We start from the raw sequence: 11,766 nt of genomic DNA on the forward strand, positions 1-11,766 counted from the left end.
AAGGCGCCTAACGACATCGTGGAAACCTCCGGACGCTACGACATGCGCACCATTATGGTGGGATCGCCCATGTTCATGTCCCTTGTGGTGCGCGGATCTTCCGACATCGAGTCGATGGCCGATCTCAAGGGCAAACGCATCGTCAACAATTACGGCGCATTTACCGGCTCCACTCTTTCGTCCCGCGCAACGATCGCCAATGGCGGGCTGAACGAAGGCGATTACAAACCGGTCGGCGTCACCACTTACGTCGAAGGCGTGAACGCCGTTATCGAAGGGCGCGCGGATGCGGCGATAGCTTCGATCGGCAGCGGCATTATCCAGCAGCTCAATGCGGCGGAGGGGGCCAGGATCTTGTCGATCGACGGCTCGCCGGAGGCCATGGAACGCACTCAGGCCATCGGCCCCGCTCTCGTGGCGCGCAACCTGCCCGCGGGCCCGGTGGGCGTCGAGCAGGATATGGATGTGCTCAGCTACGGTATCACACTGGTCGCGCGTCCGGATCTTTCCGATGAAACGATAAAGACCATTCTTGATGCCATCTGGGAGAATTACGAGGAGTTGGCCGATATTCACCCCTCGCTGGCGCGCTGGACACCGGATCGCTACGCCAGCACCGAGGCCGTCATTCCCTTTCACCCTGCGGCGGTTGAATTTTACAAATCCAAGGGCGCGTGGAGCGATGAGGCCGAGGCCCGCCAGCAGGAACTGCTGGACCAGGCCGAAAAGTGACAGGCGAACGGCCACGTCTTGTGCATGAATGAAACGGGTGAGGCATTTTATGCCTCGCCCGGTTTGCCGGGTCGCGCCGTCAGGGCGGACCGAGCGCCTGGCCTATGCCGGGCATGATTTCCGTCAGGAGAACAGGAAATGAATCGCAGAAAGCTGACAGGGTTTTGGAATTGGGTGGTGATGGGCTTTGCCGTCATCGTACCCCTGGCAGCTCTGATTTATGTCACACAGGTGCTGCCCGAGTTCGGCGTGCTGATCTATCTGGAGCAGTTCCTGGCGCTGTTCCTCTCCTTGTGTTTGACGATCACGTTCTTGACCTTGCCGTTCCGCAACGCGCTTGCCGACGATCCGCGAGTCCCTTGGTATGACCTGGTGCTTGCGCTGGTCTCGCTCGCGATAGGCCTCTACGTCTTCTTCAATTATGCCAGCATTTTAAGTTCTTTAGGCATCGTCACCACCGAAAAGGTCGTGATCGGCGCCCTTGGCATTTTGTTGTTGTTCGAGGCCACACGCAGGCAGGTCGGCTGGAGCATGGTGCTCGTCGGTGCCGTCGCATTAGCGTATGTGTATTTCGGACATTATCTGTCTGGGCCGTTCGAGGCCCGTGTCATCCGCTGGGAGCGTCTGGCCACATATAATTACTTCAATTCCGGAGCGATTTTCGGGACGCCGCTGTTTGTCGCCGCGTCAATTGTCACGAGCTTTATCGTCTTCGGCCAGAGCCTTTTCATGATCGGAGGCGGACAGGCCATTGCGGATTTCTCTCTGGCCCTGATGGGGCGTAGAAACGGCGGGCCGGCAAAGGTGGCAATTGTGGCCAGCGCGTTGTTCGGCTCTCTGTCCGGTAGCGCTTCCGCCAACGTAGCCACCACGGGGATCGTTACCATCCCTATGATGAAGCGGGTGGGTTACAATGCCGAACGCGCCGCCGCGGTCGAGGCAGTCGCGTCGACCGGTGGACTGGTGCTGCCGCCGGTCATGGCGGCCACAGGCTTTCTGATGGCCGAGTTTCTGGCCATCCCTTACAGCCAAGTCGCAATTGCAGCCGCTCTGCCGGCCTTGTTCATCTATCTTTGCCTGTTCTGCCAAGTGGACATGGAAGCGCGCAAATTCAATCTAGGCATCGAAGATACGGCCGAATTGCCCTCGCTTAAAAAATCGTTGCGGGGCGTCGGTCCGGTGGTCATTCCCTTCGCCATCCTGCTCTACACATTGTTTGTGCTGAACTGGAACCCGGCGGCCTCCGCATTTTCGGCAGCGTTTTCCACGGTGGTGCTCTCGGTGATTTTCAAACGGGGTCTCGAAGGTTTGAACGGGGTTTGGGAGGCTTTGGCCAAGGCCGGTGAAGCGACCGTTTTCGTTGCCGTGATGAGCGCCATCGCCGGGCTTGTCGTGGGTTGTCTGGGGTTGACGGGACTGGGGTCATCTCTGTCACATCTGCTGGTGACCATTGCCGGCAGCAACGTTCTGCTGTTGCTGCTCTTTGCGGCTATTGGCTGCATCATCATCGGCATGGGTGTGCCTGTCACCGCTACCTACATCATTCTGATCATCTTGATTGGACCGGCCATGGTGCGCGTGGGGGTCGACGAGCTTGCCGCGCATATGTTCGTGTTTTACTTCGGCACGTTGTCGTTTTTGACTCCGCCGGTCTGCCTTGCGGTTTTCGTGGCCGCCGGCATCGCCGAAGCGCGTCCGATGACGACAGCCGTCCATGCTCTCAGATATGCTGTGGTCGCGATCATCATTCCGTTCGCTTTTATCTATAACGAAAGCTATCTGTTGCAGGGCAACCTCGTCGACAATCTCCACGCTATATTTGCCGGCGTGTGCGGCATTCTGTTGATGTCTGCGGCATTGGTGGGCTACTTCCGGGAACGACTGCCGCTTGCGATACGGGCCGTGGCACTGGTGTTGGGACCGGTAACGATATTTATCGGCAGCGAAAACTGGTACGTCGCCTTTGCGGCGTTCGCCGTGTTGGCCCTGTTCTACAGTCGACTTTGGCAGCGGATCGGCACAGGCGCCCCCACGCTCGAACACGATGCCAGCTCGAACTAAAGCGGTTTTAGGAAAGTGGACACTAATTTTGCGGTTCAAAAAAAACGCGGCCACCTAAAGACCGGAGTAGTCTGCGGTTTAATCGGAACCTAGCCGTTGCGCGAGTCCGGCAATCCAACGCCGGTGCAGCGGCTTCTATCGGTCACCCAAATGCGCCCGGATTTATTCTAAGGTTGCCGGACCTCGGCCCGCTGAGCCTGTCCTATCGTCTCATATAGCGCGTCGGCGGCTATGCCATGGGCCTCGCTCTGCATCCGGCAGATTGAAATGGGCAGCGTCGGCCGGTCCACAATCGGCACTGTGGCGATGTCGGTTTCGCGTTCGACCATGCTGAGCAGTGCAACCGAGGCGCCGACCCCCGCCGCAACCATGGCACTGACAAAGCCCGCGCTGTCGCTTTCAATCGCAATCCGGACCTCGCGTCCGAGTTCCATCGCCATGTTCTCGATGATCGACCGCTGGTAAAATCCCTTCGGAAACAACACAAGCGGCTCTTTCAAAAGCTCGTCCCAATCGACTTCTCGGCGTTTGGCGAACACGGTTCCCTTTGCTGCGCAGGCGACGAAGGGATGCCGCTCGATGATGGCCGATTCCATGCCGTCCAACTTGTGGTCGCCGCTGACAAACCCAACATCGATCTTGCGCTCCCGCAGCTTGCCCAGAACGCTTTCCGATGAGCCCGTGAGCGTGGACAGTTTAACGTGCGGATATCTCGCGGCAAAATCACGGATCAGTTTCGGCAGCAAAAAGCCGGTTATGATCGGCGGGGCACCGATGGTGATCTCGCCGCCGGCCAGTGTCCGCAGCGCACGCATTTCGCGCTCCAGGCTGCCGAATTCCGACCGGATACGCTGAACCTGCTTGAGAAAGTAGACACCTTCCGATGTTAACCGGACTTTACTGCCGGTCCGGTCCAGCAGTTTTACACCGACCGTTTCCTCCAGCTTGCGAACGGCGATGCTCACAGCCGGCTGCACCATCGACAATCGTTCGCTTGCTGCGGTGAAGCCGGCTTCTTCGGCAACCGCGACAAAAATCTCGATCTGGCGTAGGTTCCATCTCATTTACAAACGTTATGGAAGATCCAAAAACAATATATTTCCATAAATAGCTAATCCTCGTCATGCTCGATTGTCAAATACAATTGCGCGGAAGGGAGAGGGATGAGCGTGGGTGTTACGCTTGGCGGCGAAACCGCCATTTGCGGCGCGGGAACCACCGAAGTGGGGCGGTTCGAAGAGCGCACAGCCTTGTCGCTGGCACATGACGCCGTCAACGGAGCCCTCGGCGACGCCGGCATCGCGCGCAGCGCTATTGACGGGCTTATCGTTCATATCGGGTCGCCGCGCGGCGTGGACTACGACGAGATCGCGTCTTTACTGGGTTTGCGGGTGCGGTTTGCAAGCCAAACCTGGAGCCATGGGCGTTTCGGTGCGACCGTATTAACACATGCCGCAATGGCAGTAGCGTCCGGCATGGCCGATTTTGTGCTGTGCCTTGGGTCGTACAAGAACAGCAATCTCGGTCTGATTGGCAGCAAAAAATCCTGGGGGTTTGACGAAACGATCCGCCAGGCCTGGGGGCCACATAGCGAGACCCCGCATGCCGGATTCAGTGGTCCTGTCGCATCGGCCGGATTTGTCGCTCGGCGTTATTTCCACAAATACGGTCATACCCTCGACAAGCTCTCTGCAGTGCCCTTGACCTTGCGCCGCCATGCCCAGCTCAATGCCCATGCCTGGCAGCGTAAGCCGATGACATTTGACGACTACATGGAGGCGCCCTACATCGTCGAGCCGCTGAGGCTGCTCGATTGCTCCAACGTTGTGGACGGAGCGGTTGCCTTCATCGTGACGCGTGCCGACCGCGCCCGCGATCACCACGCTGTGCCGGTCTATCTGCTGGGGGCGCAAGGCGTGCATGCGGGTCCGGACGAGTTTATCTTCGGGCAGCCTGGGCTGGGCGTTGGGTCATCGACATCGTTCGATGCGGCGCCGGAGGGGGCCGGTTCGCAGGTTTATCAAATGACTGGGCTCAGCCCCAAGGACGTGGACCTGCTGCAGATATACGACGCTTTTTCTCCTCTGGTGCTGCTCGCGCTGGAGCGCTTCGGTTTCTGCGATGTTGGTGAGGCCGCCGATTTTGTTCAGAACGGCAGGATCGGGCTCGGCGGCGAAATTCCTGTCAACACCGGCGGTGGTATGCTGTCGGAAGGCCACCTCAACGGTTGGTCGCAAATCATGGAAATCGTCCGTCAGCTCAGAAACGAGTGCGGCCCGCGCCAGGTGGCCTCCGCCAGGATCGCGCAATGGGCGACGGCTTTGGGTGATTCCATCATATTCGGAAATGAACAGAGCAGATGACGACATCCGGAACCTCTAAAAGCGTCCCGCCTCTTAGCGGGAGCCCCCAAGACCTGTTGCCCCCGGTCACGGACGACAACCGTCCATACTGGGAAGGCCTATCCGAGGGGCGGTTGTTTCTGCAAGTGTGCGCCTCCTGTCACCGTTCGCGGTTCCCCATCGCGCCGGTTTGCCCGTTTTGCGGTCACGATGCGCATGAGTGGCAAACGGCCTCGGGGCAGGGGACGGTGTTCAGTTGGGTCAGGTATCATCGCCCATATCTGCCGGAATTTGCGCCCCTTCTGCCCTATGTCGTGGGCCTGATCGAGTTGGCGGAAGGCCCGCGCGTCTTTGCCCGGATCGCGGAATCTGGTCGCGATCCCAAAATGGGTGAGCCGGTGACCTTTACGACAGAGAAATGGCCTGAAAACCGGGCAGTGATGATCTTTGAGTTGGGTGGAGACGATTTATGAAGGCCATCATGTTGCGCGAACTGGGCGACCCCTCGGTTCTGAAAATGGAAGAGGTGCCAGTGCCGGAGTGCGGCCCCGAGGATGTGCTTGTCAAGGTGGGCGCGGTGGGTGTCACTTATCATGATGTAGTACAACGTAATGGCACCATGCGCCGCTTCACCGAACTGCCGCTGATTCTTGGATACGAGATCGCCGGGACGGTGGAAGCGGTTGGCGACCGTGTCCGCCACCTCGCGGTTGGCGACCGTGTCTGCACCAAGGCATTCCATTCTTGCGGCATGTGCCGCAAATGCCGGAACGGGATGGAAACCGCTTGCGCCGAACGGGTGCCGGTTCATGGCGGTTATGCGGAGTACGCCGCGCTGCATGAAGAAGTTTGCGTCAAAATCCCGGACAAGGTTTCGCTCGAAGCCGCTTCGATGTGTGGGCCGGCGGTCGGCGTGGCACTCAACGCGGTTCGGGATGTCGGCGCCGTGCGTCTGGGCGAAACCGTGCTCGTGACCGGTGCGAGCGGGGGCGTCGGCCTGCCGACCGTTCAGCTTGCGCATGCGTCCGGCGCGACGGTGATCGCTCTGACGCGGTCGCAACGCAAGGTCGAAACCTTGCGGGCATCCGGCGCCCACCACGTCGTCATTGCCGATGGCGAGGAGGATTTCTCCAAAAAGATACGCGAACTGACAAACGGAGCGGGTGTCGAGGTGGTCATCGACAATGTCGGCAGCCGCGTGTTCAAACCGAGCTTCAAAAGTCTCGCCACAGGCGGCCGCTATGTAATGGTAGGACAATTGTTTAGGGAAGACATCTCGATCAATCCCGCTTTCATATTTTTCCAGCGCGCAAAAATCCTTGGTGTGGGTAGCGTCCGGCGCGATCAACTCGAGGACGCACTACAATTGGTGGCGTCCGGCAAGGTCACGCCGCTCATCGCCGAGACGTTGCCGCTCGAAAAGGCAAATGAAGCTCATGCCGCGCTAGAAAAGGGGGATACTCTTGGGCGTATTATTTTGCTGCCCTAGATCGTATTCTGGAAAAGATGATTAATATCAATTGGATATTATAAATGATACCGCGAACGCGCTGATATTTATAAGTAGAAATTCCAGATGAAAGTACTCAGTGCCAAAGCTTTCAAATACACTACTTCGTGGCAGCCGCTAAGAATGGAAGCCTGCGGCGGGCGGCAGAGATCGGCGGTGCAAAATTCGTCCACGGTAGCGGCGGGATAGTCCTGCTGCGGGCGGCGTAAAAGTCGTCCACCTATTTCCCTTCTGCACAGAGCGCAGGAGGGTTCGGGGATCTACACCGTGGAATTGTATCTGAAGGTCCGTCTGGCGGTTTCGGAAGGGATGAGCCGTCGCCAGGCAGCGAAGCATTTCAACATATCGCGCGACAGCGTTTCCAAGATGCTGTCGTATTCGTCGCCGCCCGGCTATCGCCGCCGTTCGCCGGTCCGGCGACCGAAGCTGGACGCATTCGTCACGACCATCGATCGGTGGCTCGACGAGGATTTGAAGATGCCGCGCAAACAGCGCCATACGGCCAAGCGGGTGTTCGATCGGCTTCGTGACGAATGCGGGTTTACCGGCGGCTACACGATCATCAAGGACTACATGCGCGAGCGGGAGCAGCGCCGCCAAGAGGTGTTCGTGCCGCTGTCGCATCCGGCGGGCCATGCGCAGGCCGATTTCGGCGAGGCGATGGTGATGATCGGCGGTGTCGAGCAGAAGGCCCGCTTCTTCGTGCTCGACCTGCCGCACAGCGACGCCTGCTATGTGCGGGCCTATCCTGCGGCGGTGGCCGAGGCCTGGGTGGACGGCCACATCCATGCGTTCGACTTTTTCGGGGCCGTGCCGCAATCGATCGTCTACGACAACGACCGCTGCCTGGTGGCGAAGATCCTGCCCGACGGCACCCGCAAGCGGGCGGCGCTGTTCAGCGGCTTCCTGTCCCACTACCTGATCCGGGATCGTTATGGCCGTCCCGGCAAGGGCAATGACAAGGGAAGCGTTGAAGGTCTGGTCGGCTATGCCCGTCGCAACTTCATGGTTCCGATCCCGCAATTTGCGACATGGGATGCCTTCAACGCCTGGCTGGAAGAGCAATGCCGCAAACGCCAGCACGACAGATTGCGCGGTGAGAGCGAGACGATCGGCGAGCGGCTGCAGCGCGATCTGGCCACCATGCGTCCGTTACCGGCGTCACCCTTCGATGCCTGCGACCAGGCCAGTGCCCGTGTCACGGCGCAATCTCTGGTCCGCTACAAGACCAACGACTACTCTGTTCCGGTCGCCTATGGCCATCAAGAGGTCTGGGTTCGCGGTTATGTCGACGAGGTGGTCATCGGCTGCCGTGGCGAGATCATCGCCCGTCATCCCCGCAGTTGGGAACGGGAAGACGTCGCCTTCAATCCCCTTCATTACCTGCCGCTGATCGAGCAGAAGATCAATGCACTGGATCAGGCAGCACCTCTGCAGGGCTGGGATCTGCCGCAGGAGTTTGCCACGCTACGCCGGCTGATGGAGGCGCGCATGGCCAAGCACGGCCGGCGGGAATACGTGCAGGTACTGCGACTGCTGGAAAGCTTTGAGCTTGCCGATCTGCATGGGGCGGTGAAGCAGGCGATCCAGTTCGGGGCCATCGGCTTCGACGCTGTCAAACACCTTCTCCTGTGCCAGGTGGAGCGACGGCCGCCACGGCTGGACCTGTCGAACTATCCCTACTTGCCGAAGGCGACGGTCGAGACGACCTCTGCCAAGGCCTACATGGGTCTCCTGTCGCCGGAAACGGGAGAAGCGGCATGAGCACCGAAGTTCCGGAAATCCTGCTCTCCCATTATCTCAAGACCCTGAAGCTGCCATCCTTCCAGCGCGAGCATCAGAAACTGGCCCGGCTATGCGCCACCGAGGGCGTCGACCATGTCGGATACCTGACCCGGCTTGCCGAGCGGGAGATGATCGAGCGGGATCGCCGCAAGGTCGAGCGGCGCATCAAGGGGGCCCGGTTCCCGGTCGTCAAAAGCCTCGACAGCTTCGACTTCGACGCCATCCCGAAGCTCAACAGGATGCAGGTGCTGGAACTGGCGCGCTGTGAATGGATCGAGCGCCGCGAGAACGTCATTGCGCTCGGTCCCAGCGGCACGGGCAAGACCCATGTCGCACTCGGTCTCGGCCTGGCCGCCTGCCAGAAGGGCCTGTCCGTCGGCTTTATCACGGCCGCCGCTCTCGTCAGCGAGATGATGGAGGCCCGCGACGAACGGCGTCTTCTGCGCTTCCAAAAGCAGATGGCCGGATACAGCCTGCTGATCATCGACGAACTGGGCTTCGTGCCGCTCTCCAAAACTGGGGCGGAGTTGCTGTTCGAGCTGATCTCGCAGCGCTACGAGCGCGGCTCCACCCTGATCACCAGCAATCTCCCGTTCGACGAATGGACCGAAACGTTCGGGTCCGAGCGTCTGACCGGCGCGCTGCTCGATCGCGTCACCCACCATGTCAATATCCTCGAGATGAACGGCGACAGCTACCGCCTCGCCCAAAGCCGAGCCCGAAAGGCGGGCTGAAACACTTACCAAAATCGCCGACGCCGCGAGCGCGAAACTCTGGTCAGGCTACGCCCTCCCGACGTTCCCCGCTCGCGGCGCAGGTGGCCTACTTTTGCGCCGCCCAATGGCCGGTTTTTGCTCCGCCGTTGACATCGCTGATGGAGTTTGCAAGCATCACAGAATATCACTGCTGCCGCCAGTTCTCTGGGAACGCCGTCTCCGAGGGAACTGCCCGTGTTGCACGAGTTTCAGTGCAGGGTCCTTCCTGGTCACTTCCGCAAGCCACTTCCACCCATCGTACTTGTCGCCGGTCTGCCGCAGGTGCGTATAGCGCTTGAGCGATGTCCACGACCGGTGCCCGGAGTTGGAGGCGACCTTGGGTATGTTCAAGCCAAGCTCGAACAGCCTCGAAACACCGTCGTGCCGCAGGTCATGAAAGCGTAGGTCGTCGATCCCGAGAATTTTGCAGGCGCGCGTGAAGGACGCGCCGATCGCGTCCGTAGTGTAGGGGAAGATCTGATCGGCGACTTTGGGCATGGCCTCGACCATCGAAAGTGCTTCCTCCTGCAGGTCGCACCACACATCATTGCCGATTTTCTGGCCGGGATTCTTCATGTCGCGCACCAGTACGCGCTTGCCTTCCTTGTCCAAGTCATTCCAGGTGATCCGGATGATCTCTTCCTGCCGGCGGGTCGAGAAGATAGCGAAGGCAATGATCCGATGCATCGGAATCGACGACGGTCTGGCGGCTGACCGTTCCTTGAAATGCTGCATAAGCCTATCGAGTTCGCCGAGGGTTGGCCGACGATCGCGCTCACGGCTCTTCGTCGTCAAACCCAGGCGGTCGGCGACGATCCAGGCGTCTTGCATGGCTTGCCGGTCAAGAGGGTAGTCCCAGGCAGGGCGCGCAATGGCGAATACAGCGCCGAGGTGAGAGAGGTAATTCGAAACAGTTTGCGGCTGAACTCCGCTCTCGAGTTTCTCGCGCGCGAAGGCGACAATATCGGCGCTTGTGATCGAGGCACATGTTTGGTCGGCGATATCGAAATCCTTGATGCTCCTTAGCACCTGCGCTTTCGTGCGCCCGATCTTCTTGTTGCTTTCGCGGATGTAGAGATCTATCGCGTCGGAGAGAGTCGGGTCCTGGTTGCCGCGGGACTTGGATTTGAGCGCTGCTTCGAGCGCATCGGGTTGACCGAGTTGATCTTCACGTTGGCTGAGCCAGGCGTTGGCCCTCGACCGGAGCTCGAAGGTTTTGTTCTCGCGCAGAACGATCTTGCCGCCGCGCTTTATGACAATCTGCGCGAGCCATGCTACAGATCCGTCCTTGCGTGAGCGCTTTACGATGGTGCCCATATCGGTACAACATTGCCTACAGTGGTACAACATTTGTTGTACTTTCCGGGTAAAAAGGTACGAAATGAGCCGAAACGAGGCAAGGGCAAAAATAAGGGATATTGACTAAGTAGTGGAAAAAGAAGCAAAATCGCAAATTGGTGTATCTCGACGTTTCGCCATTGCGCCCATGTAGGACTGGACGGACTTCCCGCTGTCGAGGCGGCCTGCCAGGAAGCGCTCGATCAAGGCGTGTTCTCGGCCGCCATCATCATCAATATCCTGGCTCGCAATCGTGATCCGCAGCCACCCGCCATTCTCTCCATTCCCGACGCCCTTCGCCTGACCCATGAGCCTCTGGCAGATTGCGCACGTTACGATAGCCTCCGGAGGGCAAGCTGATATGGAACGATCCCAAATCCTCGACATGATGGGCGCGCTGAAGCTGTTCGGTATGCGTGGCGCTTACGACGAGATCATGGCCTCCGGTATCAAGCGGCAGCATGAGCCGCCGCGCATCGTGGGTAACCTGCTGCAGTCGGAGATCGCCGAGAAGCAGGCGCGCTCCATCAAATACCAGCTCACCGTCGCCAAGTTGCCGCTGGCTAAGGACATTGATGACTTCGACTTCTCGGATACGCCGGTCAACGAAGGATTGGTCCGCCAGCTCGCCACAGGCGACTTCCTCTCTCAGCAACATAACCTGGTTCTGGTCGGCGGAACGGGAACAGGAAAGTCGCATTTGTCGATCGCACTTGCCCGCGCCCTGATCCGCAACGGGGCAAGAGGACGGTTCTTCAATGTTGTCGACCTCGTCAATCAGCTCGAGACAGAAGCACGAAATGGCAAACAAGGGCGGCTCGCCGACTTCATCACCAGACTCGACTTCGTTATCATGGATGAACTGGGGTATCTTCCGTTTGCCCAGGCTGGTGGCCAGCTTCTCTTCCATCTGGTCAGCAGGCTCTACGAGCGCACATCAATCATCGTCACCACCAATCTTGCATTCGGCGAGTGGCCAGCCGTGTTTGGCGACGCAAAGATGACCGCTGCGCTCCTCGACCGGCTCACGCACCACTGCGAGATCATCGAAACCGGAAACGAATCCTGGCGCTTCAGAAACCGTTCTCAAAGCTAAAGCCGAAGAAGCCAAACAACCCGCGCCCGCAGGCCGCTACGCTAAATTGATGGCTCCGGGCCTGCGCGCGCTGATCGCCGAATGCAACCCAAGGGAGGGGGTCCTTTTGGACGCCTAAATGGGGTCCCATTACAACGCCGATTGACA

The 11,766-nt window shown here is 59.3% G+C and carries 10 protein-coding genes and 1 pseudogene; 9 read left to right on the plus strand and 2 right to left on the minus strand.

What is annotated here, in order from left to right; translation table 11 throughout:
- Both V6766_RS24645 and V6766_RS24650 read left to right on the plus strand, forming a co-directional pair.
- On the plus strand, window positions 1-732 hold a 732-nt coding region (locus tag V6766_RS24645; RefSeq protein ID WP_448470893.1), incomplete at its 5' end, for a TAXI family TRAP transporter solute-binding subunit.
- 138 nt (window positions 733-870) lie between these two features.
- The gene (locus V6766_RS24650; protein ID WP_448470894.1) at window positions 871-2,793 is read left to right on the plus strand and encodes a TRAP transporter permease; all 1,923 of its coding nucleotides are present in this window, start codon (window positions 871-873) and stop codon (window positions 2,791-2,793) included.
- Between the two features lie 167 nt (window positions 2,794-2,960).
- Here the strand turns inward: V6766_RS24650 and V6766_RS24655 are convergent, their stop codons facing one another.
- Window positions 2,961-3,857, minus strand: coding sequence for a LysR family transcriptional regulator (locus V6766_RS24655; protein WP_448470895.1), 897 nt, complete (start codon window positions 3,855-3,857; stop codon window positions 2,961-2,963).
- Between the two features lie 99 nt (window positions 3,858-3,956).
- On the opposite strand from V6766_RS24655, the gene V6766_RS24660 reads away from it, so the two are divergent.
- From V6766_RS24660 to istB (V6766_RS24680), 5 genes are all read left to right on the plus strand, one after another.
- Window positions 3,957-5,156: a thiolase family protein gene (locus tag V6766_RS24660; protein ID WP_448470896.1), complete on the plus strand. Its 1,200-nt coding sequence runs from the start codon at window positions 3,957-3,959 to the stop codon at window positions 5,154-5,156.
- The gene (locus tag V6766_RS24665) at window positions 5,153-5,608 is read left to right on the plus strand and encodes a Zn-ribbon domain-containing OB-fold protein (RefSeq protein WP_448470897.1); all 456 of its coding nucleotides are present in this window, start codon (window positions 5,153-5,155) and stop codon (window positions 5,606-5,608) included. Before V6766_RS24660 ends, V6766_RS24665 begins: the two co-directional genes overlap by 4 nt.
- The gene (locus tag V6766_RS24670) at window positions 5,605-6,624 is read left to right on the plus strand and encodes a quinone oxidoreductase family protein (protein WP_448470898.1); all 1,020 of its coding nucleotides are present in this window, start codon (window positions 5,605-5,607) and stop codon (window positions 6,622-6,624) included. The genes V6766_RS24665 and V6766_RS24670 overlap by 4 nt, the downstream gene beginning before the upstream one ends.
- Window positions 6,625-6,912: 288 nt before the next feature.
- On the plus strand, window positions 6,913-8,409 hold the full coding sequence (gene istA / locus V6766_RS24675) for an IS21 family transposase (protein WP_448470899.1): 1,497 nt from the start codon (window positions 6,913-6,915) through the stop codon (window positions 8,407-8,409).
- Window positions 8,406-9,164 carry an IS21-like element helper ATPase IstB gene (gene istB / locus V6766_RS24680; protein ID WP_448470900.1) on the plus strand — a complete coding sequence of 253 codons (759 nt, stop codon included), beginning with the start codon at window positions 8,406-8,408 and terminating at the stop codon, window positions 9,162-9,164. Before istA ends, istB (V6766_RS24680) begins: the two co-directional genes overlap by 4 nt.
- A gap of 156 nt (window positions 9,165-9,320) precedes the next feature.
- On the opposite strand, the gene V6766_RS24685 is transcribed toward istB (V6766_RS24680), so the two are convergent.
- Entirely contained in the window at window positions 9,321-10,502 is a 1,182-nt protein-coding gene (locus V6766_RS24685; RefSeq protein WP_448470901.1) for a site-specific integrase, read from the minus strand.
- A gap of 180 nt (window positions 10,503-10,682) precedes the next feature.
- Here V6766_RS24685 and V6766_RS24690 point away from each other — a divergent pair.
- A pseudogene (locus V6766_RS24690) lies at window positions 10,683-10,883 on the plus strand (IS21 family transposase); the annotation flags it as partial.
- Window position 10,884: 1 nt separating this feature from the next.
- On the plus strand, window positions 10,885-11,619 hold the full coding sequence (gene istB, locus V6766_RS24695; RefSeq protein ID WP_272214524.1) for an IS21-like element helper ATPase IstB: 735 nt from the start codon (window positions 10,885-10,887) through the stop codon (window positions 11,617-11,619).
- Window positions 11,620-11,766 lie beyond the last annotated feature (147 nt).

The sequence above is a fragment of the Martelella sp. AMO21009 genome (assembly GCF_053484295.1).

Bases quoted from the DNA above. Each gene is read 5' to 3' on its own strand.
- V6766_RS24650 (WP_448470894.1), top strand. From the start codon at position 871: ATGAATCGCAGAAAGCTGACAGGGTTTTGGAATTGGGTGGTGATGGGC.
- V6766_RS24655 (WP_448470895.1), bottom strand. From the start codon at position 3,857: ATGAGATGGAACCTACGCCAGATCGAGATTTTTGTCGCGGTTGCCGAA.
- V6766_RS24660 (WP_448470896.1), top strand. From the start codon at position 3,957: ATGAGCGTGGGTGTTACGCTTGGCGGCGAAACCGCCATTTGCGGCGCG.
- V6766_RS24665 (WP_448470897.1), top strand. From the start codon at position 5,153: ATGACGACATCCGGAACCTCTAAAAGCGTCCCGCCTCTTAGCGGGAGC.
- V6766_RS24670 (WP_448470898.1), top strand. From the start codon at position 5,605: ATGAAGGCCATCATGTTGCGCGAACTGGGCGACCCCTCGGTTCTGAAA.
- istB (WP_448470900.1), top strand. From the start codon at position 8,406: ATGAGCACCGAAGTTCCGGAAATCCTGCTCTCCCATTATCTCAAGACC.
- V6766_RS24685 (WP_448470901.1), bottom strand. From the start codon at position 10,502: ATGGGCACCATCGTAAAGCGCTCACGCAAGGACGGATCTGTAGCATGG.
- istB (WP_272214524.1), top strand. From the start codon at position 10,885: ATGGAACGATCCCAAATCCTCGACATGATGGGCGCGCTGAAGCTGTTC.